The 21,662-nt window shown below is 66.5% G+C and carries 20 protein-coding genes; 7 read left to right on the forward strand and 13 right to left on the reverse strand.

Annotation, left to right across the window (positions count from 1 at the left end; translation table 11 throughout):
- Window positions 1-111: 111 nt before the first annotated feature.
- The gene (gene queF, locus SM191_RS01320; RefSeq protein ID WP_341504626.1) at window positions 112-552 is read right to left on the reverse strand and encodes a preQ(1) synthase; all 441 of its coding nucleotides are present in this window, start codon (window positions 550-552) and stop codon (window positions 112-114) included.
- 21 nt (window positions 553-573) lie between these two features.
- On the opposite strand from queF, the gene SM191_RS01325 reads away from it, so the two are divergent.
- From SM191_RS01325 to SM191_RS01350, 6 genes are all read left to right on the forward strand, one after another.
- Window positions 574-2,112, forward strand: a complete 1,539-nt coding sequence (locus tag SM191_RS01325; RefSeq protein WP_341504627.1) for a cryptochrome/photolyase family protein — start codon at window positions 574-576, stop codon at window positions 2,110-2,112.
- 215 nt (window positions 2,113-2,327) lie between these two features.
- Window positions 2,328-3,173 (forward strand): sulfurtransferase, encoded by an 846-nt coding sequence (locus SM191_RS01330; protein ID WP_341504628.1) that lies wholly within the window; start codon window positions 2,328-2,330, stop codon window positions 3,171-3,173.
- Window positions 3,174-3,178: 5 nt separating this feature from the next.
- The gene (gene metC, locus SM191_RS01335; RefSeq protein WP_341504629.1) at window positions 3,179-4,375 is read left to right on the forward strand and encodes a cystathionine beta-lyase; all 1,197 of its coding nucleotides are present in this window, start codon (window positions 3,179-3,181) and stop codon (window positions 4,373-4,375) included.
- Complete coding sequence (locus SM191_RS01340) at window positions 4,372-5,664, forward strand: mechanosensitive ion channel family protein (RefSeq protein WP_341504630.1); 1,293 nt, start codon at window positions 4,372-4,374, stop codon at window positions 5,662-5,664. The genes metC and SM191_RS01340 overlap by 4 nt, the downstream gene beginning before the upstream one ends.
- A gap of 195 nt (window positions 5,665-5,859) precedes the next feature.
- The gene (locus SM191_RS01345) at window positions 5,860-6,696 is read left to right on the forward strand and encodes a TorF family putative porin (RefSeq protein ID WP_341504631.1); all 837 of its coding nucleotides are present in this window, start codon (window positions 5,860-5,862) and stop codon (window positions 6,694-6,696) included.
- A 177-nt stretch (window positions 6,697-6,873) separates the two neighbouring features.
- Window positions 6,874-8,013, forward strand: coding sequence for a TonB family protein (locus SM191_RS01350; protein ID WP_341504632.1), 1,140 nt, complete (start codon window positions 6,874-6,876; stop codon window positions 8,011-8,013).
- Window positions 8,014-8,073: 60 nt separating this feature from the next.
- Here the strand turns inward: SM191_RS01350 and SM191_RS01355 are convergent, their stop codons facing one another.
- The 7 genes from SM191_RS01355 to SM191_RS01385 form a co-directional block, all read right to left on the reverse strand.
- Entirely contained in the window at window positions 8,074-8,487 is a 414-nt protein-coding gene (locus SM191_RS01355) for a DUF3035 domain-containing protein (protein ID WP_341504633.1), read from the reverse strand.
- Complete coding sequence (gene lspA / locus SM191_RS01360; RefSeq protein WP_341504634.1) at window positions 8,480-8,986, reverse strand: signal peptidase II; 507 nt, start codon at window positions 8,984-8,986, stop codon at window positions 8,480-8,482. The genes SM191_RS01355 and lspA overlap by 8 nt, the downstream gene beginning before the upstream one ends.
- Window positions 8,979-11,810 (reverse strand): isoleucine--tRNA ligase, encoded by a 2,832-nt coding sequence (gene ileS, locus SM191_RS01365; protein WP_341504635.1) that lies wholly within the window; start codon window positions 11,808-11,810, stop codon window positions 8,979-8,981. Before ileS ends, lspA begins: the two co-directional genes overlap by 8 nt.
- Window positions 11,811-11,845: 35 nt before the next feature.
- Window positions 11,846-12,784, reverse strand: coding sequence for a bifunctional riboflavin kinase/FAD synthetase (locus SM191_RS01370; RefSeq protein ID WP_306998109.1), 939 nt, complete (start codon window positions 12,782-12,784; stop codon window positions 11,846-11,848).
- A 33-nt stretch (window positions 12,785-12,817) separates the two neighbouring features.
- Window positions 12,818-13,864 (reverse strand): GGDEF domain-containing protein, encoded by a 1,047-nt coding sequence (locus tag SM191_RS01375; protein WP_306998107.1) that lies wholly within the window; start codon window positions 13,862-13,864, stop codon window positions 12,818-12,820.
- A gap of 160 nt (window positions 13,865-14,024) precedes the next feature.
- Window positions 14,025-14,492, reverse strand: a complete 468-nt coding sequence (locus tag SM191_RS01380; protein WP_341504637.1) for a dihydrofolate reductase — start codon at window positions 14,490-14,492, stop codon at window positions 14,025-14,027.
- A complete protein-coding gene (locus tag SM191_RS01385) occupies window positions 14,489-15,283 on the reverse strand; it encodes a thymidylate synthase (RefSeq protein WP_341504639.1) in 795 nt (264 codons plus the stop codon). The genes SM191_RS01380 and SM191_RS01385 overlap by 4 nt, the downstream gene beginning before the upstream one ends.
- A gap of 96 nt (window positions 15,284-15,379) precedes the next feature.
- On the opposite strand from SM191_RS01385, the gene SM191_RS01390 reads away from it, so the two are divergent.
- Window positions 15,380-15,772, forward strand: coding sequence for a JAB domain-containing protein (locus tag SM191_RS01390; RefSeq protein WP_341504640.1), 393 nt, complete (start codon window positions 15,380-15,382; stop codon window positions 15,770-15,772).
- Between the two features lie 85 nt (window positions 15,773-15,857).
- On the opposite strand, the gene SM191_RS01395 is transcribed toward SM191_RS01390, so the two are convergent.
- The 5 genes from SM191_RS01395 to SM191_RS01415 all read right to left on the reverse strand — a co-directional run bounded on the left by SM191_RS01395 (window position 15,858) and on the right by SM191_RS01415 (window position 21,634).
- On the reverse strand, window positions 15,858-16,598 hold the full coding sequence (locus SM191_RS01395) for a TorF family putative porin (protein ID WP_341504641.1): 741 nt from the start codon (window positions 16,596-16,598) through the stop codon (window positions 15,858-15,860).
- A gap of 8 nt (window positions 16,599-16,606) precedes the next feature.
- Complete coding sequence (locus tag SM191_RS01400; RefSeq protein ID WP_306998098.1) at window positions 16,607-17,053, reverse strand: hypothetical protein; 447 nt, start codon at window positions 17,051-17,053, stop codon at window positions 16,607-16,609.
- A gap of 137 nt (window positions 17,054-17,190) precedes the next feature.
- The gene (locus tag SM191_RS01405; RefSeq protein ID WP_341504642.1) at window positions 17,191-17,937 is read right to left on the reverse strand and encodes a class I SAM-dependent methyltransferase; all 747 of its coding nucleotides are present in this window, start codon (window positions 17,935-17,937) and stop codon (window positions 17,191-17,193) included.
- Window position 17,938: 1 nt separating this feature from the next.
- Entirely contained in the window at window positions 17,939-19,066 is a 1,128-nt protein-coding gene (prfB, locus tag SM191_RS01410) for a peptide chain release factor 2 (protein WP_306998094.1), read from the reverse strand.
- A gap of 69 nt (window positions 19,067-19,135) precedes the next feature.
- Entirely contained in the window at window positions 19,136-21,634 is a 2,499-nt protein-coding gene (locus SM191_RS01415; protein WP_341504644.1) for a penicillin-binding protein 1A, read from the reverse strand.
- Window positions 21,635-21,662: the final 28 nt, after the last annotated feature.

The following is a 21,662-nucleotide window of genomic DNA, read 5'->3' on the forward strand; positions in this document are numbered from 1 at the left end:
AATCATCGGATCGATGCCAATTGCCGGGCATAGTTACAGGACGCGAGACAGTGCTTCAAATATTGTCGATGTTTCAAACCGAGATTGACGGGACATCTCGGCGGGACTTGCTCAACCCCGGCCGCGATAGCCCGCCACACCCTGGTCGGGCAGCCACAGATCGGCGGGCGGGGCGGAGGACTGCCAGAACACGTCGATCGGAATGCCGCCGCGCGGATACCAATATCCGCCGATGCGCAACCAGACGGGCTTCATTTCCTGAAAAAGACGCTCGCCGATGCCGACGGTGCAGTCTTCATGGAACGCGGCATGGTTGCGGAAACTGCCCAGGAACAGCTTCAGCGACTTCGACTCGACGATCGTCTCGCCGGGCACATAGTCGATCACCAGATGCGCGAAGTCGGGCTGGCCGGTCACCGGGCAGAGCGAGGTGAACTCGGGTGCCGCGAACCGGATCAGGTAGGTGCGCCCCGGACGGGGGTTGGGAACATAATCGAGCACCGCCTCTTCCGGGGAAGCGGGCAGCGCGCTGGTCTGGCCGAGATGCTTCATGAAAGGCCATGTAGGACAGCCATGCCCAAAGCGCCAACGCTGATCCCGATTCTGGGCGACCAATTGTCGATGAATCTGTCCAGCCTGGAGGGCGCGGACCCCAAACGCACCGTGCTGCTGATGATGGAGGTGGCGGACGAGACATCGTACGTGCGCCATCACAAGGCCAAGATCGCCTATATCCTGTCGGCCATGCGCCACCATGCCGAGGCGCTGAAAAAGGCGGGCTGGCAGGTCGACTATGTCAAGCTGGACGATCCGGACAATGCGGGCAGCTTCACCGGCGAAGTCGCGCGTGCGGTCGAACGCCACGACCCCGAACGCATCGTCGTTACCCAGGCGGGCGAATGGCGCGTCGCCGCCATGCTGGACGCATGGGAAACGATGTTCGGCATCCCCGTCGATATCCGCCCCGACACCCGCTTCATCGCGTCCCAGGCCGAGTTCGAGAATTGGGCGAAGGACCGCAACGAACTGCGCATGGAGTATTTCTACCGCCTGATGCGGCGCAAGACCGGGCTGTTGATGAAGGGCGACAAGCCCGAGGGCGGCAAATGGAATTACGACGCCGACAATCGCAAGCCCGCGCCGAAGAAGGACACGCCGCCCGAACCGCTGAAATTCGCGCCGGACAAGATCACCCGCGACGTGCTGAAGCTGGTCGCCGCCCGCTTCGACAATCATCCCGGCTCGCTCGACGGTTTCGCCTATGCCGTCACCGCCGACGAGGCCCAGAAACAGGCCGAGGCGTTCATGGCGCATGGCCTGCCCAAGTTCGGCGACTATCAGGATGCGATGCTGACCGGGCGGCACCAGCTCTGGCACTCGGTCCTGTCGCCCTATATCAATTCGGGGCTGCTCGATCCGCTGGACCTTTGTCGCATGGCCGAGGCGGAATATGAGGACGGCAACGCCAGCCTTAATTCGGTCGAGGGCTATATCCGCCAGATCATCGGCTGGCGCGAATATGTGCGCGGGCTCTACTGGCATGTCGGGCCGGATTATGTCGACCGCAATGTCCTGCGCGCGAAGCGGCCGCTGCCCGGCTTCTACTGGACCGGAGAGACCGACATGCACTGCATGGCCGAGGCCTTGGGACAGACGCTCGACACCGCGCACGCGCATCATATCCAGCGGCTGATGGTGACCGGCAATTTCGCCCTTCTGATCGGCGCGGACCCGGCGGAAGTGCATCGCTGGTATCTGGAAATCTATGTCGACGCCTATGAATGGGTCGAACTGCCCAATGTCATCGGCATGAGCCAGTTCGCCGATGGCGGCATCATCGCGTCCAAGCCCTATGTGTCGTCCGGCGCGTACATCAACCGCATGTCGGATTATTGCGGAGCTTGCCGATATGACGTGAAGCAGCGGGTGGGCGAGGACGCCTGCCCGTTCAACGCGCTCTATTGGGATTTCCTGGCGCGGCATGAGGAGCGGTTCGGCCAGAATCCCCGGATGGCAATGCCCTATCGGAACTGGAACCGGATGGCGGAGAAGGACCGGCAGGCGATCCGGGCGCAGGCGGCGGGGTTTTTGGAGGCGTTGGATCGGGGATAGTGATCCCCTTGGCCTTCGACTTCGCTCAGGCTGAACGGGATTTAGGGATAAGGGCCATACCCATCAGCCGTTCAGCCTGAGCGAAGTCGAAGGCCACGCCCCACCCTCGCCCCTGGCCGCTCCCCTCCCGCCTGCGGGAGCGGCTTACCGCGCCCACGCTTGCGACCCTGCCCTGAACGCGCCTAGGTACGGGCGATCGATCAAGGGGAGCCCCGATGCCGCCACTCCTAACCCCGCAAGACCTTGCCGCCATCGCAGGCGAAGCCGATCTGCGGATCCTCGACGTCACCTATTTCCTGGACGATCCCGGCGACGCGAAAGCCCGGCGGGGATATGAGGACGGGCATATTCCCGGTGCGCGCTTCCTGGCACTGGGCAAACTCGCCGATCCCGACAGCGACCTGCCGATGACCCTGCCCCAGCCGGACGCCTTCGCCCATGCGATGAGCGCGGCGGGCGTCGGTCATGCCGACCGGATCGTCCTCTACGATCGCTCGCCGCTGCACAGCGCGGCGCGGGTCTGGTGGCTGCTCACCCTGTTCGGAGCGAAGTCGGTGTCGTTGCTCGATGGCGGGCTGGCGGCATGGCGCGCCGCCGGGCAACCGGTCATGGTCGGCCCCGCCGACGCGATCGACACTCCCGGCCTGTTCGTCGCGCAGCCCGATCTCTCCCGCGTCCGCAGCCTTCGCGAAGTGCGCGCCCATATCGAGGCGGGCGATGCGCAACTGGTCGACGCGCGCTCGCCCGGACGCTTCGCGGGCGCCGAGCCGGAGCCGCGCCCCGGCGTCGAGCCGGGCCATATCCCAGGTTCGCGCAACCTGCCCTATTCGAAGCTGTTCGAACCCGATGGCCGGTGGAAATCGCCCGATGCCATCGCCGCCGCCTTCACCGCCGCCGGGGTCGATCCCACCGTGCCGATGGTCGGCACCTGCGGCTCGGGCATCACCGCCAGCGTCCTGGCGTTCGGCGCGGAGCGGATCGGCGCGACGATGCCCGTCTATGACGGAAGCTGGACCGAATGGGGCTCCGACCCCAGCACCCCCAAAGCGAAAGACGTTTGAACGCGATGACCGACGACGATCTGCCCATCAAGCCCGCCACCCGTCTGGTCCAGGCGGGCCGCCGTGCCGAATGGACCAAGGGCGTGGTCAACGTCCCCGTCTGGCGCGGCTCGACGGTGCTCTACGACAATGTCGCGCATATGCGCGCCACCGGCGCGGGCGACCTGCATGAGAAGCTGTTCTACGGGCGTAAGGGCCTGCCCACCCAATGGTCGCTGGCCGATGCGCTGACCAGCCTGGAGCCGGGGGCGGAGGCGACCTTCCTCTACCCGTCCGGCGTGGCGGCGATCGCGGCGGCGCTGTTGTCGGTGCTGTCGCTGGGCGACGAATTGCTGCTGGTCGACAGCGCCTATGATCCGACACGCGGGCTTGCGACCGGATTGCTCGCGCGGATGGGGATCACGACGCGCTTCTACGATCCGCTGGTGGGTGCTGGCATCGCCGATCTGATCGGCCCGGCGACCCGCGCGATCTTCCTCGAAAGCCCCGGCTCGCTCAGCTTCGAGGTGCAGGACATTCCCGCCATCGTCGCGGTGGCGAAGGCGAAGGGCATCACGACGATCCTCGACAATACCTGGGCGACGCCGCTGTTCTTTCCGGCGATCGAGAAGGGCATCGACCTGACCGTGCTGGCCTGCACCAAATATGTCGTCGGCCATTCGGACGCGATGCTGGGGTCCGTCACCGCCGCGCCGTCGCATTGGGCGGCGCTTCGGGATACCAGTTTCCAGCTTGGGCAGGTCGCCAGCCCCGACGACGCCTATCTGGGCAGCCGGGGCCTGCGCACCATGGGCGTGCGGCTGGCCCAGCATCAGGCGAGCGCGCTGACCATCGCCCGGTGGCTCGCCGAACAACCGGGCGTGGCGCAGGTGCTTCACCCCGCTTTGCCCTCCTGCCCCGGCCATGACGTGTTCGCGCGCGATTTCCTGGGCTCGAGCGGGCTGTTCGCCTTCGTCCTCGACGGCGGCAATGATGCGGCGCGCACCGCGATGCTCGACGGGCTCGCCCATTTCGGGCTGGGGTTCAGTTGGGGCGGCTATGAGAGCCTCGCCATCCCCGCCGATCCGCACCGCTATCGCAGCGTCACCAGGCGCGACTTCGCCGGGCCGCTGATTCGGTTGCAGATCGGGCTGGAGGATGTGGACGACCTGATCGCCGATCTCGACCGGGGGCTGGACCGCTTCCGGGCGGCGCGCGGATGACGCTGTTCGAATGGCTTCAGGCGAGCGGCATCGAACTGCCGACCCGCACCGAGGCCATCGAGGCCGGGGTCGCCGCCGCCCTGACGCTGGCGATGCTGGCGGGCGGCGTGGTGGCGGGGCGCAAGGTCGGACCACATGTCGCCGCGCTGATCCAGCGCTTCGCCATCGCCCATGGCGAGGCGATCCAGGTCCGCATCTGCGCGATCACCCGGCATGTCGCCGCCGCCTTCCTGCTGATGACGCTGGGCGCGATCTGGCCCTGGGGGTCTTTGGCGGGGGTGCCGATCGGGCTGGCGCTGGGCGCGTCGGTGGCACGGGCGGGGTTCCAGTTGCTGCGCGGGCTCAACCTGCCGCGCTGGCTGGCCTGGGTCTTCGCCATCGTCTGCTTCGTCGCGCTGTTCAGCCGCGAGATCGGCGGGCTGGAGCCGGTCACTCGCCTTGCCGAGCAGATCGGCTTCACCGTCGGGTCGCGGCGCTTCTCGGTAATGCTGCTGGTGACGATGCTGGTCACCATCGTCGCGATCCTGGCCGTCACCCGCGCCGTCACGCGCATCACCGAGCAGTGGATCGGCCATGCGCGCGGGTTGGATCCGACCCAGAAGCTGCTGGCGCAGAAGCTCGCCAGCATCGGCATCGTCGTCATCGCCTTTTTCTTCGCGACCGACCTGCTGGAAATCGACCTGACCAGCCTGGCGCTGTTCTCGGGCGGCTTCGGCCTGGCGATCGGTTTCGGGTTGCAGAAGACGATCGGCAATCTGATCGCCGGGATCATCCTGTTGATGGACCGATCGATCAAGCCGGGCGACGTCATCGCGCTCCAGAACGAGATCGGCTGGGTCAACAAGATCGGGGTGCGCGCCGTCTCGATCATCACCCGCGACGGCAAGGAGCATCTGATCCCGAACGAGAATCTGATGACGCAGGAGGTGGAGAACTGGTCCTATTCCGACCGCAACGTCCGCGTCCGGATTCCTGTTTCGATCGCCTATGACAGCGACCTGAAACTGGCGCAGGAGTTGATGCTCCGCGCCGCGCACGAATCGCCGCGCGTGCTCAAAAGTCCCAAGCCCGGCGTCTGGTTGATGGGCTTCGGCGATTACGCGCTGCAGCATGAAATCCTGGCCTGGATCAGCGACCCCGAAAGCGGCGTCGGCAATGTTCGCTCCGATGTCCTCAACCGCCTGTGGTTCCTGTTTAAAGAACATGGCGTCGGCCTGCCTTATCCACAGCGCGACATTCATATCCGATCCTTGCCGACGGGCGAACGGCACGAAAATTTAGGCTCTTAATCTGTGTTATTTGCGCAACATCCTGTGCGATGAATGTCGCCATGCGATAGATTATGCTTGTGCGGTGCACCACCGCCTGCCAATATTTCAGACATCGCTACGGCAGACGGTCCGCCGGGTTCGCCCGACATACAGAGGCCGCACCGATGCGAGCTTGCAGGTGAGAACATCGAATTTCCGTTTGAAAGGGAAACGATGCGCTTCTCCACGATCCTCCTTGGCGGCCTCTCGCTGGTTGCCGCGACGCCCGCCTTTGCGCAGGACAGCGGCACCGAAACCGCACCGCCCTCGCCCATCACGGTCAGCGGCAGCGCCGCGATCCTGACCGACTATCGCCTTCGCGGCGTGTCGCAGACCAACAAGAACGCCTCCGTCCAGGCCGCGCTGACCATCGCGCATGAAAGCGGCTTCTATATCGGCACCTTCGCCTCCAATCTGGCGGGCTGGGGCACGTTCGGCGGCGCCAATATGGAGCTGGACGGCATTGCCGGGTACAAGCACAGCTATGGCACCGCGACCGTCGACGCGGGCGTGACCTGGTACACCTATCCGGGCGGCGCGTCGGAAACCGACGTGGTCGAATTCTTCGGCCGCCTGTCGGGCACCGCCGGTCCCGCGACGCTGACCGCCGGCGCCTATTACGCGCCCAAGCAGACCTCGCTCGGCAACTTCTCCAACACCTCGTACAGCCGGGGCCAGCGCTGGGATAACGTCTATCTGACCGGCGACGGCGCGGTCGGCATTCCCAGCACGCCGATCACCGCCAAGGCGCATATCGGCTATTCCAAGGGCAATCCGGGCCTGGGCCCCAACGGCACCAGCCTATCGCCCACCGGCAGCTATTGGGACTGGTCGCTGGGTGCCGATGTCGCGGCGTACAAGAACCTGACCTTCAACGTCTCGTACATCGACACCGACATCACCAAGTCGAAGGCGGCCTATATCCAGCCGAACTTCTCGCAATATCAGACGCCGGGGGGCGCCTCGATCTCGGATGCGACGGTGGTCTTCTCGCTGACCGCGGCCTTCTGATCCGAAAATCCATCGGGGGGTGAAAGGGTGGCGTCGGCAACGGTGCCGCCCTTTTCCATATGGGACTGGCTGTGGGGCGATTTCCTCCATAAGCTGCGCGACGTCGACCCGAACTGGGGCGCGAGGGATCGCCCGGACCGGAGATCGGCGGATCGTCGAGGGAGTGAAGCACCCGCCATGCCCCGAACCACAGGCCCGATCGTAACCGTCCCCGCCATCGCCGCGATCGTCGCCGCCGCACTGTCGGCCCTTCCCGGCCAGGCCACGGTCCCGCCCCCGCCGACCGATCGCTCCCTCATCGGCTGGACGCCCGGAGAGGTCCGCTGCGGGGCCAATCCGGTCCCCGGGCAGCCGATCCGCCGCCCCTGGAATGTGCTGAGCTGGGGAACGCCGACCTCGCCGGACCGGGTCACCTATCGATTCGCGATCGACGCGACGGGGCGGCCGGTGTCGATCACCCGCGATGCGCCGGGGTTCGTCGCCTTTGCCGAGGATACCGCCCCCGCCTTGGCGGCCAGTCGCTTCGCCTCCGGCGCGCCGCAACAGGGTTGCACCGTCACCTTCGCCCGGTGGGGCAGCAAGCTGGGCCAGGCGGATGTGGTCGAACTCATGTCCTATACCATCCATTCGACCAGCGGCCCGTTGCCCAAAGAGGGGTGGGACCGGATACGGAGCGCGGCGGGCAGTTGCTTCGACATGCCCTATCCCCAGCCGCTGATCCGTCACTTGCCCGATTTCCGGGCGCTTCCTGCGACACCCGGCGTCCAGAGCTGGTCGATGATCGCCTATGACCTGGATGCACGCGGCAAGCCCCTCCGCCCCCGTGTCTTCAGCGGCACGGGCAATGCCGCGCTCGACAAGGCGTCGCTGGCCGCCATCCGCGCGTCGCGCTTCACCAAGGGCGCGCGGACCGGTTGCTTCTATCCCTTCCACCGAGCGCCGATGAAGATGGAGGCGCCCGCCATGCCGCCAGCGCTGCACGACGCGAAGGTCGATGGGAGCACCTGTCCCGACCAGCATGGCTGGGCCAATCCGCCCCAGTTGCGCTTCCCCGAGCCGTGGCGGCGGCGCTCGATCGAGGGTTGGGCGGTCGTCAGCTACGACGTCGCGACCTGGGGCGAGTTGGGCAATATGAAGGTGATCGCCGCCGAACCCTCGAGCGAATTCGGCGATCAGGCGATGGCGGTGCTGCGCAGCGCCCGCTTCGCCCCCTCACCCCAGGGCCATGTCGGCTGTGTCGACCGGGTAAAGTTCGTGATGGGGCCGGAGAATATGCCCCCCGGCGATGCCGACGGCACGGCACCGCCCGCCTATTGACCATAAAAAAGGGGCCGGGAAGCCTGTGCGCCCCGGCCCCTTTTCCAAATTCGATCGGGATCAGTTGGTCGCGGCGCGCGCGTCCTGGCCGTCGCCTTCGGGCGCGGCGACGATGTCGCGGGTGGTCGCGCCCTTGTCGACGACATTGGTGCCGGGGTCGCCGACCGAGGAGCGGATGCCGGCATCGGCCGTATCCGCACCGGCATTCTGCACCAGCCCATATTCCGACTGGCTGCGCGCCGCCTGACCGCCGAACAGCGCGTCGAGCGTCTGCTGCTGGCCGCTGCGCGCCTGGACGGGAGCGGCACCCGGCTGGGGCGGGACCAGCGCGAAGTCGGGCGGAATGATCAGGGAGGGCTGGCGCGCGACGGCGAATTCATCCGGGCGCGCCCGGTCCAGGCCACGTCCGGCCCCACATCCCGTCAGCAACGCGGCGCAGGACAGACCTGCGATGACGGGCACCAACTTACGCATTGCTCTTCTCCACGGGAGCGGGCCGGTCGCGCACGAGAAGCGCGCGCGCCAGCAGAACCAGAACGCCTATCGTAATCGCTGCATCGGCGACATTGAAGACCAAAAAGGGCCGCCACTCGCCGAAGTGCAGATCGGCGAAGTCGACCACATAACCGAACCGCACCCGATCGATGATATTGCCCAGCGCGCCGCCGAGCACACAGCCCAGCGCGACCTGATCCACCGGATTGCGCTCGCGCGTCATCCAGAAGCCGACCGCCAGCGCGATCGCCCCGGTCATCGCGACCAAGGCCCAGCGCGAGGCATTGCTGTCGGCGGTCAGCAGGCCGAGCGAGATGCCGTAATTGGGCACGAAGCGCAGGTTGAAGAAACCCACGATTTCGCGGACATCGCCCAGTCCACGCAAGGCCAGCGGGCCGGTGACCGCCCATTTGACGACCTGATCGAGCAGGAACAGCGCGAAGGCCGTCGCCAGCCCCAGCCGGGGGAACTTACCCATGCGCGACCACCTCGGCGCAACGCCCGCACAATTCGCCATCCACCGCCACATCGGGCAGATGCCGCCAGCAGCGACCGCATTTGTGCTTCGTCGTGCGGGTCACCGTGACGCTGTCGGCCAGGCTTACGTCCGCGACGATGAACGCCTCGGCCAGTGCATGGGGTTCGAGCGGCAGCGACGGCACCGTCACCTCGGCCTCGTTCGACGAACGCACGGTCTTTTCGCGGCGCAACGGCTCGATCGCCTCGGTCACTTGGGCGCGAAGGCCCCGGATCTCGGTCCAGCGTGCCATCAGCGCCTCGTCCTCGCCAAGCTGCGGCAGTTCCGGCCATTCGAGCAGATGGACCGAGCCATCCTCCGAAGGGAAGCGCGACTGCCACACTTCCTCGGCCGTGAAGCACAGGATCGGCGCGGCGTAGCGGACCAGCGCGTGGAACAGGATGTCGAGCACGGTGCGATAGCTGCGACGCTTGGGATCGGTCGCGGCGTCGCAATAGAGCGAGTCCTTGCGGATATCGAAGAAGAAGGCCGACAGATCCTCATTCGCGAAATCGGTCAGCGCGCGCAGATAGCGGTTGAACTCATACGCATCCGCCGCGCGGCGCAACTCGGTGTCGAGCGCGGTCAGGCGCGCCAGCACGTAGCGCTCCAGTTCGGGCATCGCGTCGAACGAGATACGCTCCTCTTCCGCGAACCCGTCGAGCGCGCCGAGCAGATAGCGGAAGGTGTTGCGCAGCTTGCGATAGCTGTCCGAGGCGGTGGCCAGCACCTCCTTGCCGATGCGGACATCCTCGAAATAATCGGTCGAGGCGGTCCAGATGCGCAGGATATCCGCCCCCGACTCGCCGATGATCTTGAGCGGATCGACGACATTGCCCAGCGACTTGGACATTTTGCGCCCCTGCCCGTCGAGCGCGAAGCCGTGGGTCAGGACGGCATCATAGGGTGCCCGGCCCCGCGTGCCGCAGGATTCGAGCAGCGACGACTGGAACCAGCCGCGATGCTGGTCCGAGCCCTCGAGATAGAGGTTCGCGCGCGTGCCTTCGCCATAGCGCGCCTCGATCACGAAGGCATGGGTCGAGCCGGAGTCGAACCACACGTCGAGAATGTCGTTGACCGGCTCGTAATCGGCCAGATTATAGTCGGCACCCAGCAGCGCCTGATGATCGGCGGTGAACCACGCATCCGCCCCGCCCGCCCGGAAGGCGTCGAGGATGCGGGCGTTGACCGCCTTGTCGTTCAGATATTCGCCGGTCTGGCGGTTCACATAGAGCGCGATCGGCACGCCCCAGGCGCGCTGGCGGCTGATGACCCAGTCGGGACGCCCCTCGACCATCGAACGGATACGGTTGCGGCTACGCTCGGGCACCCAGCGGGTCCGCTCGATCGCGTCGAGTGCGGTCTGGCGCAGCGTCGCGCCATTGCCCAGCGGCACGGTGAGGAGCGGTGTCACGCCCGAGATCGGGTCGACGGTCGCCATAGCCATGTCGGGCACCAGCGTCGCATCGGCACGGTCCATCGGGATGAACCATTGCGGCGTGGCGCGGAAGATGACCTTCGCCTTCGACCGCCAGCTATGCGGATAGCTGTGCTGGAAATCGTCCGAAGCGGACAGCAGAGCGCCGATCTCGCGCAGGTCCGAACAGATCGGCCCCTCGGCGGAGACGAACTTCTTGTTGATGACGCTGCCCTGGCCGCCCAGCCACGCCCAGTCTTCGCGATAAGTGCCGTCGCCCTGCACCGCGAAGACCGGGTCGATGCCGTTGGCCTTACACAGCAGGAAGTCGTCCTCGCCATGATCGGGGGCCATATGGACCAGACCCGTACCCGCCTCGGTCGTGACGAAATCCCCCGCCAGGAAGGGCCGGGGCTTGGCGAAGAAGCCGCCCAGCGCGTGCATCGGATGTCTGGCGGTCGCGCCCTCCAGCGCCGGGCCCTTCACCAGACCGATGGAAGTCTCCACCGCGATGCCGGTCCGCTTGGCGAAGGCGGGCAGCAGCGGCTCGGCGACCAGATAGCGACGCCCCGCGCTTTCGAAATGCAGATAGTCGATCGCCTCGCCATAGCTCAGCGCCTGGTTGACCGGAATCGTCCAGGGCGTCGTGGTCCAGATGACCGCTAGCGCGCCGACCAGATCGGGATATTCGGGGCAGCTTGCCACCTCGAACCCGACATCGATCTGGGTGGAGACGATGTCCTCATATTCGACCTCCGCCTCGGCCAGCGCGGTCTTTTCGACCGGCGACCACATGACCGGCTTGGCCCCGCGATAGAGCTGGCCCGACTCGGCGAACTTGAGCAGTTCGCCCGCGATCACCGCCTCGGCGTCATAGGTCATGGTCAGGTACGGATTGGCCCAGTCGCCCATCACGCCCAGCCGCTCGAACTGCGCCTTTTGCGTCCCGACCCAGGTGTCGGCATAGGCACGGCACTCGGCGCGGAACTGCGCGACGGGCACCTCGTCCTTGTTCAGCTTCTTGGCGCGATACGCCTCCTCGACCTTCCACTCGATCGGCAGGCCGTGACAGTCCCAGCCGGGGACATAGGGCGCGTCCTTGCCCAGCAAGGTCTGCGAACGGACGATGATGTCCTTCAGCACCTTGTTGAGGGCATGGCCCATATGAATGTCGCCATTCGCGTAAGGAGGGCCGTCATGCAGGATGAACCGCTCGCGCCCGGCCCGCTCGCGGCGGAGGCGGTCGTACAGCCCCATCCGGGCCCAGCGATCCAGAATCGCCGGTTCCTTGGCGGCAAGCCCCGCCTTCATGGGGAAATCGGTCTTCGGCAGGAAGACGGTGTCGCGGTAATCGGGCGCGTCGGTCATAAGGGACACGCCCTTAGCGGGTTTGAATTACCGCGTCATGCCGGATTATGCGTGGCGAGCAGAGCGCGCGCGCGGGCGCAATCCGCATCCATCTGCGCGACCAGCGCGTCGAGCGAATCGAACTTCGCCTCGGGCCGCAGATATTCGATCAGCTCGACCGATAGGCCCTGACCGTACAGGTCACCGGTGAAGTCGAAGAAATACGGCTCCAGCAATTCCTTGGGCGGATCGAAGCTGGGCCGGATGCCCAGATTGGCGGCACCGTTCAGCACCCGCCCATCGGCCAGCCGCCCGCGCACCGCATAGATGCCGTAAGCGGGGCGCAGATACTGTCCCATGTCCAGATTGGCGGTCGGATAGCCGATGGTGCGGCCCAGCTTGTCGCCATGCTGGACCACCCCCTCGATGGTGAAGGGCCGGGTCAGCAGGCGCGCAGCCTCGCGCGGCTGTCCGGCGACCAGCGCGGTGCGGATGCGACTCGAGGATATCGTCTCCCCGTCCAGCATGACCGGCGCGACGGCATCGGTGGAAAAGCCGCGTGCGATGCCCCAGGCGCGCAAGGCGTTCACGTCGCCGCTCCGCGCCTGGCCGAAGGTGAAGTCCTCGCCCGTCACCACCCCGCCGACACGCAATGCGGCGAGCAGCCGCTGCTCGACAAAATCCTCCGCCGACAGCGCCGCCAGTTCGGGGTCGAAGCGGAACACCAGCATCGCATCGACACCCGCCGCCGCGAACAGCCGCTCGCGCTGGTCGAGCGTGGTCAGGCGAAAGGGCGCCGCGTCGGGCCGGAAATAGCGGATCGGATGCGGATCGAAGGTCGCGACCAGCGCGGGCCGTCCCTCCGCTCGCGCACGCGCGACCGCGGCACCGACCACCGCCTGATGACCGAGGTGAAATCCGTCGAAATTGCCCAGCGCGACGATCCCGCCCGCCAGATGCGCCGGGATCGGACCCGCGCCATCAACTCGCTGCATGGGCGGGCGCTATAACAGGCCGCACCGAATTGGCTAGGCGCGCGACATCACGCGATTGCCGATGCCCTCGCTCGCCACCATGCGCAACGCGTCGGCCCGGTCGAACGCCTCCTGCATCGGCACGCCGATCCCGACCGCGACCCCGGCGGACATGGTCACCACGCCGATCGGCTCGCCCGATCCCCGCAGGCGCAGGGTCCGCGCCTGCATCGCCGCGCGCGCGTCCTCCATCATCCCCGCCACCATCGACAGCGGGCGACCGCGCAGCACGACGACGAACAAATTGCCCTGCCAGCGGATGATCTCCGCCCCTTCCGCCACCTGGCGAAGCGTCGCGACGAAGGCGCGCAGGACATTGTCGGCGACCGACCGACCATAGCGTTCGTTGATCCCCTCCAGATCGTCCAGGCTGCACGCCGCGACGACATAGCCATGCGAATCGCTGGCCAGCCCGTCGATCAGGGTGCGCGCGCCGGTCCGGCTCATCACCCCGGTCAGCTGGTCGATATCGTCATTCTGCGGCACCGATTCGATCCGGCTGCGCAAGGCGGCGATGCTGCCCGACAATTCCTCCAGGTCGCGTTCGGTCTTCGAGATACGTGCGATCAACTGTTCGAGCAGCAGCGCGATCGCGCCCGAATCGGGGCCCAGGTCGTTGCCCAGGGTCCTGCCGTGCCGATGGGCGTGCGACAGGGCGGCGACGTCGCTGGTGAAGTCGCTGGTGATCTGGCGCGCGTCGCTGGTCAGCGAGTCGAGCGCCTCGGCATGGTCGCTGAGGTCGCGTTCCAGTTGCGCACGATCGGCCGCCGGTCCGATCGCCTCATGCTCGCGGACCAGCGGCATGAGTTCGCCGACATCCTCCTCGGTCAGGCGGACGCCGCCATCGGTGCGGCGCGCCACGTCCTGTCCCAACGGGCCATAGGGATGCAGCACGGTCTGAAGCGCCAGCGCATAGCTGTTCGTCGTGCGGGTCAGCCGATGGTGATCGAGGAACAGCAACGCCTCGCGGCTGGCGTCGAACAATCCGGGAGGATCGATATCGGGCCGGTTCTGACCTTCGCTCTCCCAATCCATGATCATCGCGTGGCGCCCCACCTTCGCTTCGACCGCACCGCGCCATCGCAGTCGCAATCCTTCTCTCAAGCCCGACCTTTACGAGCCTTCCGATCGCAAATGAAGATGGGCGGCGAACAAAATTTTCACAATGTTATTAACCGATCTTTACCGACCATTTCTTCTGTCACTTGGCCAGCGTCACAAAGGAATAAGCCGGGCGACCGTCCAAGGCAGGATAATGCTTTCTGTTAACTTCGCGCCAACCGATGAAGGGTGCGACGATCGTCTCGCCTTCGGCATCCATATCTATCTCGGTCAACTCGACCCGATCGGCAAGGTCGCGGAACAGTTCGAAAATTTCCGCACCGCCGATCACCGAGACCGCACCCTCGCCCGCCAGCGCCAACGCCTCCGCGACCCCGTGCGCGACCTCCGCCCCCGTCGCCGACCAGTTCGGGTCGCGGGTCAGCACGATGTGACGCCGCCCCGGCAGCGGCGACGGAAAGCTCTCGAAGGTCTTGCGGCCCATGATCATCGGCTGGCCCATGGTCAGCGCCTTGAACCGCTTGAGGTCGGCGGGGAGGTGCCAGGGCAACTGGCCGTCGCGCCCGATCACGCCGTTGCGCGCGCGCGCCAGGACCAGCGTGATCATATCGCCACCGCCGCCTTGATATGCGGCTGCGCGACATAGTCGTGGAGCACGAAATCCTCGGACTCATAGCCGTCGATCGCCTCGGGGCGACGCAGGATTTCCAGCCGGGGCAGCGCGCCGGGTTCGCGCGCCAGCTGCGTCCGCGCCTGGTCCAGATGGTTCAGGTAGAGATGGCAGTCGCCGCCGGTCCAGATGAACTCGCCCGCCTCCAAATTGCATTGTTGCGCAAGCATATGCGTCAGCAAGGCATAGGACGCGATATTGAATGGCACCCCAAGGAAGATATCCGCCGACCGCTGATAGAGTTGCAGCGACAATCGGCCATTCGCGACATGGGTCTGGAACAGGCAATGACAGGGGGCCAGCGCCATGGCGTGCAGGTCGCCGGGGTTCCAGGCCGACACGATCTGGCGGCGCGAGGCGGGCTGGGTGCGGATCTGCTCCACCAGCTCCGCGATCTGGTCGATATGGCGACCGTCCGACGTCGCCCAGTCGCGCCACTGCTTGCCATAGACGGGCCCCAGATCGCCCGCCTCGTCGGCCCATTCGTCCCAGATGCTGACCTTACGCTCCTGCAACCAGCGGACATTGGTGTCCCCGCGCAGGAACCACAGCAGCTCGACGATGATCGAGCGCAGATGGAGCTTCTTGGTGGTCAGGACGGGAAAGCCCCTGGCCAGATCGAACCGCATCTGGTGTCCGAAAACCGAAAGGGTGCCCGTGCCGGTCCGGTCCATCTGCCGGACGCCCTGGGTCAGCACCCGGTCCATGAGGTCGAGATATTGCCGCATGGTCCCGGCCTAGCGCCACAGGGCCCCGCCGCCAAGCCGCACCGGATCGGAGCGGGACGAAGATGCCCGGACGCGCGCCGCGAGGCAGACCGACCCATGCCGCTCGTTCCCACCCGTCCGCGTCGAATTCAAACCCTTGAGGATGCGTTTCAACTGTTCGCCGGCCTGGCTGTCGGTCGGCAGGAGGCGATCGGAGTCGCCTTTTTATGTCCGCAACGAACCATATTGGGATTGCGTCATGCCTGGGGCCGGGAAGACCGGGTGACGATGCCTATCGCGAGGATCACGCGCGACGTCCTGTTGCTGGCGGCGCGGGCGGTGCTGATCGCGCACAACCATCCCGATGGCGATGCCCGCCCCAGCGCCGCCGACCTGGCGATGACCCGCCGTCTGTCCCAGGGGCTGGCCGCACTGGACGTGGCGCTGCTCGATCACCTGATCGTCACCCGCGCCGGGATCGTCAGCCTGCGCGAACAGGGACTGGTGTGACGCCGTCGCGCCAATGAGGACAATCCTCTTGCCCCTCTTCAAGGGAAGAGGGGGGACAAGGAACCGAATGGAACTTCGATCCGTCCTAAAAACCGAACCGTACCCGACCGACGATCCGATCGCCCGAATGCCGCGCATCGGCCAGGGGAAAGGCGGAAGCGGTCCGCTCCGACACGTCGGTGCCGACATAATCCAGGCCCAAGGTCACCGGCCCCGTCACATGCTCGACGCCCAGGCGCCAGTCGCTATAATCGCCACCGGGACGCAGCCGGGCGGCGCGGAAACCGTTGTCGGTGCTGCCCGAGGAATGCCCGACCCCCGCCAGCAGGGTCCAGGGCGTGCCGGGAATCCCCGCCTGCACACCGGCATGGAGATAGAGATTGTCGCCGCCGATCGCATCCTGTGACGGCGCATAGTCCGCGCCCGCCTCGACGTTCACCGGACCCAGCGTATAGGCCGCCGATCCACCCAGCTCGACATAATCGGCGTCGAAGCCCGCCCCGCCGAACAGATGACCGGTCACCCGCCCGCGTACCGTGACCAGGCCCAGCGTCGTACTGGCGCCCAGCATCAGGTCCCCGACCACGCCCGCGCCGCCATGCCGATCCGATTCGCGCAAAGACACGATCCGCCCGCTCGCCTCGAACGGGCCGCTGGTCGCGAAGATATCGGCGGAGGGCGAAACCCGCCCCCCGCTCCAACTCAGGCCGCGACGATTCTCGTCGCTGTTCAACTCCACCCCGATGCTGGGGCGTTGTTGCGCGATGGCGGGCGTTGCGGCCAGCATCGGAGCCACCGTGACGATGGCGGCCCATATGGTCTTCATGTCGATCGTCATCCAGCGCGCGTCTCGGCATGGAGGCGGTCCATCTCGGCGCGCAGCAAGCCATGGTCCTCCTGTGCGACCGCCTGAAGGTGATCGCGGACCGATTCCTGCCGCCTGGCCACTTCCTGCGCAATCGCGGTGCGGTTGGCGCTGCACCAGCCGGGACGGCTGCCCTCGATCACACCATCACGGCTCGCGCTGCGCATCAGGGTCGCGCCGCTATCCGCCCGCGCCTCGCGGTGGACGGTCACGTTCGCGCTCCACTGGCACCGCAGCGTCGAGGGACGCCCGCCGGTGGTCACCGCACCGATCTGCTTGTGGGTCACGCCGACATCGGCGCTGTAACGGACCGCGACCGGCCCCGAATGATGGTCGATCCGCACTCGGTGTTCGAGCGCGCCGTCGGACGCCGCCACCCCACCGAGTAGCAGTCCGGCGATCATAAGCGTGTTCATCATCATCTCCTTCTACGGAGCCCCGACCCATGCTGGCCGGTGGCCTATCGGCACCCTGCGGTTCCGATACCGGATCAATGCATGACAAAGCTGTCAGGTTGCAAATCCGTCACCCTGACGACGACGTTTTGACGGCGTCAGTCGCCCTGCATGCGACAGGGGCGGATCGCGCCGGGTTCCGGCCGGGGTCCGGTCGCCCGGAAGGTCGCCAGATAGCCGCCCGCCGAGGGCATGTTTTCGATCGAGACCTGGGTGAAGCCCACCGCCTCGAACTCGCATTTGAGCAGCGCGGGCGGAGTGCCATGCGCCTTGGTGCGGCGATTGGCATCGACGACCACCACCAGACCGTCGCGCTTCAGCGCCGGGAACAGCCGCCAGAGGAATTCATAGGGCTGTTCGATCTCGTGATACATATGGACCATCATCACGCGGTCGAAGCTGTTGGGCGGCAGCTTGGGATCGGCGGGTTCGCCCAGCCGGACGCTGACATTGTCCAGCCGTTCGCGCGACACGCGCTCGGCCAGCTGGTCGCGCCAGGCGGCGACGATGTCCTCGGCCAGCACGCGGCCGGTCTTGCCGACACGCTGTGCCAGGCGGACGGTGTAATAGCCCTCGCCCGCGCCGATATCGGCCACCGTCATGCCGGGGCGGATCTTCGCCCGGTCCATGACCTGATCCGCCTCGCGCAAGCGATCGCGGGCGTCCTCGCTCGACCAGCGCGACGACACGACATCGGCGACCGGGCGATCCGCCGCCGGGAAGGGGCCGGGCCGTTCCTCCTCGTCCTTGTGCGGAATGAGCGGCTTGGAGCCGTCACACGCCGTCACCGCGCCCCCCAGCGCGATGAGCAGCGCCGCCGCCAGCATGGACCCCCGCTTCGACATCTTACTCGACGTCTTCCACGGCGACGGCTTCACCAGTCACCCGCTGCGACAGCGCCGCCGCCATGAAGGAATCGAGATCGCCGTCGAGCACATCGCCCGGCGCGGTCGAGGTGACCCCTGTCCGAAGATCCTTCACCAGCTGATAGGGCTGAAGCACGTAGGACCGGATCTGGTGGCCCCAGCCGATATCGGTCTTGGTCGCGTTCTGCGCATTGGCCACCGCCTCGCGCTCGGCCAATTCGCGTTCGTACAGGCGGGCGCGAAGCTGGTTATAGGCCTCGGCCTTGTTCTTGTGCTGCGAGCGCTGGTTCTGGCACTGCACGACGATGCCGGTCGGCAAGTGGGTGATGCGCACCGCCGAGTCGGTGGTGTTGATGTGCTGCCCACCCGCACCCGACGCGCGGTAGGTGTCGATGCGCAACTCGCTCTCGTTGATCTCGACCTCGATATTGTCGTCGATCACCGGATAGACCCATACGCTCGAAAAGCTGGTGTGGCGGCGCGCGGCGGAGTCATAGGGGCTGATCCGCACCAGCCGGTGCACGCCCGACTCGGTCTTGGCATAGCCATAGGCGTTCTCGCCCTTGACCAGCAGCGTCGCCGACTTGATCCCGGCCTGTTCACCCGCATGGAAGTCGATCAGTTCGACCTTCATGCCGTGCCGCTCGGCCCAGCGGGTATACATGCGCTGGAGCATCCCGGCCCAGTCCTGGCTCTCGGTGCCGCCCGCGCCCGCGTTGATCTCGATATAGCTGTCATTGGCGTCGGCTTCACCGGCCAGCAGCGCCTTTACCTTGTCGGCCTCGGCCCGCTTGGCGAGTTCGCCCAGGCTGGTGACGGCTTCCGTCTCCAGTTCCTCGTCACCCTCCATCTCCGCCAGTTCGATCAGCTCGACCGTGCCCGAAAGTTCGTTCTCGATGGCGCGGGTGGCGGTGATGGCTTCGTCCAGGCGACGACGCTCGCGCATCACCGCCTGCGCCTGTTTGGGGTCGTTCCACAGCGCCTGGTCCTCGACGCGCGCGTTCAACTCGTCCAGGCGGCGCAGCGCGCGGTCCCAGTCGAGGAAGCGGCGCAGCAGCGCCAGAGCGTCATTGATCGTATCGACATGAGCCTGCGCTTCAGCGCGCATGAATATTCTCCGAATCGGTCGCCTCTCCTGCGCCCAGGGGAACGGGAAAAGGCGAATATGGGAAGCGGGCTAGTAGATTCCGCCTTCCCTTTGCAAGAAATCGCTGTCGCGCGGCGGCGCGGGCGTCGCCGGACCGGTCGGCGTCGCGGGGGCCTGGCTCGCCGCCTCGGCATTCCGGCGGGCGCGGCGGCGCGGCTCGCTCTCGGGCTTGAACGCCTCCCAGATCACGGCGGGCTTGGGATCGTCGCCGGTCGGGAAGGTGCCATAGACCGGCCGCCCGCTCGCCCGGTCGATGCGGACCATGCGAATGCCCGGCGACGCGCGGAAGGGCAGCTTCTCCAACCCCTCATAGGCCTTTTCGGCGAACTGGCGGAAGATCGGCACCGCGATCGTGCCACCCTGGGCATAGCCGCCCAACGAGCGCGGATGGTCATAGCCGATATAGAGCCCGCCGACGAACTGCGGGGTGCCGCCGACGAACCACACATCGGTCGGGCCGTTGTTGGTGCCGGTCTTGCCGAACATCGGGCGGTTCAGGTCGCGCAAGGCCGTCGCGGTGCCGCGCTGGATCACGCCCTCGGTGATATGCACCATCTGATAGGCGGTCATCGCGTCGAGCACCTGGCGCTGGCGCGAGATCGGGCGCGGCATCGGCTTGCCGTCATAGTCCGCCGCGTTGCACCGGTCGCAGGCGCGCCAATTCTCCGGCAGGATCACCTTGCCGTGCCGGTCCTGCACGAAGTCGATCAGCGTGGGATCGCCGCCGCGCCCGTTATTGGCGAGGATGGCATAGGCGTTGACCATCTGCGCCACCGTCGTCTCGCCCGCGCCCAGCGCATAGGCGAGATAGGGCGGAAAATCGCCGATCCCCATCTGCTTGATCGTCGCCACGACATTCTTCATGCCGACGGTCGACGCCGTCCGCACGGTCATCAGGTTGCGCGACTGCTCGATGCCCCAGCGCATGGTGTGCGGCCCGGCGCCCGCCGAATTGCCGAAGTTGCGGAAGCATTTGGTGCCCAGCCCCGCCCCCTGGTCGACGCAGAACGGCCCATCGACGATGATCGAGGCGGGGGTCATGCCATGGTCGAGCGCGGCGGAATAGACGATCGGCTTGATCGTCGAGCCCGGCTGGCGCTGGGCCTGGGTGGCGCGGTTGAACGCCTGGAGCCGCGCGTCGAACCCGCCCTGCATCGCCAGCACGCGGCCGGTCGCCGGTTCCTCGACCACGAACCCGCCAGAGATGCGCGGCACCGAACGCAGGCCGAAGCCGCTGCCTTCCGGCGCGACCGCGACGATATCGCCGACCTTGAGCGCGCTGAACGCGGTCGCGGCGCTGCCCCGGCGCGGCATCTGCGCGCCCGAGCGCGGAAGCGTGCCGGTGCGGCCATTGGCGAAGCCGATCATGGCCTCACCCGAATCCTTGGCGGTGACGATCCCCGCCCGCCAGTCGCGATAGTCGAGCGCGATATTGGTATTGAGCAGCGCCTGCTGCCAATTGTCGCCGCCGATATCCTCGTGCCGGATCGGCCCGGACCAGCCACGCCCGCCCTCGAACCGGACCAGCCCGTCGCGCAACGCCTCGGTCGCCAGATCCTGGAGCCGCGTGTCGAGCGATGTCCGCACCCACAGGCCGCCGTCATAGACGCTATGCGGCCCGCTCTCCGCCTTTTCGCCGTAGAGTTTGATCAACTGGCGGCGGACTTCTTCCACGAAATAGCCGCCGACCTGCGCATATTTGGGGGTGCGGCGCAGCACCGTGCCCAGGGGCTCGACCATGGCCGCCTGATATTGCGCGCGGGTGATGAAATTGTTGCGCAGCATCTCGCGCAGGACATAGGCGCGCCGTTCCAGCGCCCGGTCGGGATGGCGGACCGGATCGTAATTGGACGGCCCCTTGGGCAGCACCGCCAGATAGGCCATCTGACCCAAGGTCAGATCATTCAATTCCTTGTCGAAATAGGCATGCGCCGCCGCCTCTACCCCAAAGGCGTTCCGCCCGAGCGCGATCTGGTTGAGATAGAGTTCGAGGATCTGCGGCTTGGTCAGCGTATCCTCAATCTTATAGGCCAGGATCGCCTCGCGCACCTTGCGCGTCGGGGAATAGGCATTGCCGATCAACAGGTTCTTGGCGACCTGCTGCGTGATGGTCGACCCGCCCCGCGCCCGCCGCCCGGTGCCCCATTTCCTGGCATAGTCGATGACCGCGCCCGCCAGCCCCGGATAATCGACGCCGCCATGCTCGAAGAAACTCTTGTCCTCCGCCGCCAGGAAAGCGCGGATCAGCAGCGGCGGATATTCGTTGAACGACAATTCCACCCGGCGTTCGCGGGCATAGGACTGGATCGGCGCACCATCGATCCCCCGGACATGGGTGGGCAGCGGCGGCTCATAGGCCTTGAGCGCATCGACCGAGGGAAGGTCGCGCATGAACACGAACCAGAACACGCCCGCCCCGATCGCGACCAGCAGCGCCAGCGCGGCGAGCGCCTTCACCCACCAACGGCTCAACAGGCGTCGACGCGGACCTTCGGACGGATCGGTGGGGGGGGAGGAGTCGACGGCCATGGCTTTGCGCGGGCTCGTGTAGCAGGTT

Source organism: Sphingomonas sp. 2378 (genome assembly GCF_038084995.1).
In the GTDB taxonomy this organism is placed as follows: domain Bacteria; phylum Pseudomonadota; class Alphaproteobacteria; order Sphingomonadales; family Sphingomonadaceae; genus Sphingomonas.

What these genes read in the sequence shown, in the direction of transcription:
- queF (WP_341504626.1), bottom strand. Translation starts at nt 552, where the DNA reads ATGAAGCATCTCGGCCAGACCAGCGCGCTGCCCGCTTCCCCGGAAGAG.
- SM191_RS01325 (WP_341504627.1), top strand. Translation starts at nt 574, where the DNA reads ATGCCCAAAGCGCCAACGCTGATCCCGATTCTGGGCGACCAATTGTCG.
- SM191_RS01330 (WP_341504628.1), top strand. Translation starts at nt 2,328, where the DNA reads ATGCCGCCACTCCTAACCCCGCAAGACCTTGCCGCCATCGCAGGCGAA.
- metC (WP_341504629.1), top strand. Translation starts at nt 3,179, where the DNA reads ATGACCGACGACGATCTGCCCATCAAGCCCGCCACCCGTCTGGTCCAG.
- SM191_RS01340 (WP_341504630.1), top strand. Translation starts at nt 4,372, where the DNA reads ATGACGCTGTTCGAATGGCTTCAGGCGAGCGGCATCGAACTGCCGACC.
- SM191_RS01345 (WP_341504631.1), top strand. Translation starts at nt 5,860, where the DNA reads ATGCGCTTCTCCACGATCCTCCTTGGCGGCCTCTCGCTGGTTGCCGCG.
- SM191_RS01350 (WP_341504632.1), top strand. Translation starts at nt 6,874, where the DNA reads ATGCCCCGAACCACAGGCCCGATCGTAACCGTCCCCGCCATCGCCGCG.
- SM191_RS01355 (WP_341504633.1), bottom strand. Translation starts at nt 8,487, where the DNA reads ATGCGTAAGTTGGTGCCCGTCATCGCAGGTCTGTCCTGCGCCGCGTTG.
- lspA (WP_341504634.1), bottom strand. Translation starts at nt 8,986, where the DNA reads ATGGGTAAGTTCCCCCGGCTGGGGCTGGCGACGGCCTTCGCGCTGTTC.
- ileS (WP_341504635.1), bottom strand. Translation starts at nt 11,810, where the DNA reads ATGACCGACGCGCCCGATTACCGCGACACCGTCTTCCTGCCGAAGACC.
- SM191_RS01370 (WP_306998109.1), bottom strand. Translation starts at nt 12,784, where the DNA reads ATGCAGCGAGTTGATGGCGCGGGTCCGATCCCGGCGCATCTGGCGGGC.
- SM191_RS01375 (WP_306998107.1), bottom strand. Translation starts at nt 13,864, where the DNA reads ATGATCATGGATTGGGAGAGCGAAGGTCAGAACCGGCCCGATATCGAT.
- SM191_RS01380 (WP_341504637.1), bottom strand. Translation starts at nt 14,492, where the DNA reads ATGATCACGCTGGTCCTGGCGCGCGCGCGCAACGGCGTGATCGGGCGC.
- SM191_RS01385 (WP_341504639.1), bottom strand. Translation starts at nt 15,283, where the DNA reads ATGCGGCAATATCTCGACCTCATGGACCGGGTGCTGACCCAGGGCGTC.
- SM191_RS01390 (WP_341504640.1), top strand. Translation starts at nt 15,380, where the DNA reads ATGCCGCTCGTTCCCACCCGTCCGCGTCGAATTCAAACCCTTGAGGAT.
- SM191_RS01395 (WP_341504641.1), bottom strand. Translation starts at nt 16,598, where the DNA reads ATGAAGACCATATGGGCCGCCATCGTCACGGTGGCTCCGATGCTGGCC.
- SM191_RS01400 (WP_306998098.1), bottom strand. Translation starts at nt 17,053, where the DNA reads ATGAACACGCTTATGATCGCCGGACTGCTACTCGGTGGGGTGGCGGCG.
- SM191_RS01405 (WP_341504642.1), bottom strand. Translation starts at nt 17,937, where the DNA reads ATGTCGAAGCGGGGGTCCATGCTGGCGGCGGCGCTGCTCATCGCGCTG.
- prfB (WP_306998094.1), bottom strand. Translation starts at nt 19,066, where the DNA reads ATGCGCGCTGAAGCGCAGGCTCATGTCGATACGATCAATGACGCTCTG.
- SM191_RS01415 (WP_341504644.1), bottom strand. Translation starts at nt 21,634, where the DNA reads ATGGCCGTCGACTCCTCCCCCCCCACCGATCCGTCCGAAGGTCCGCGT.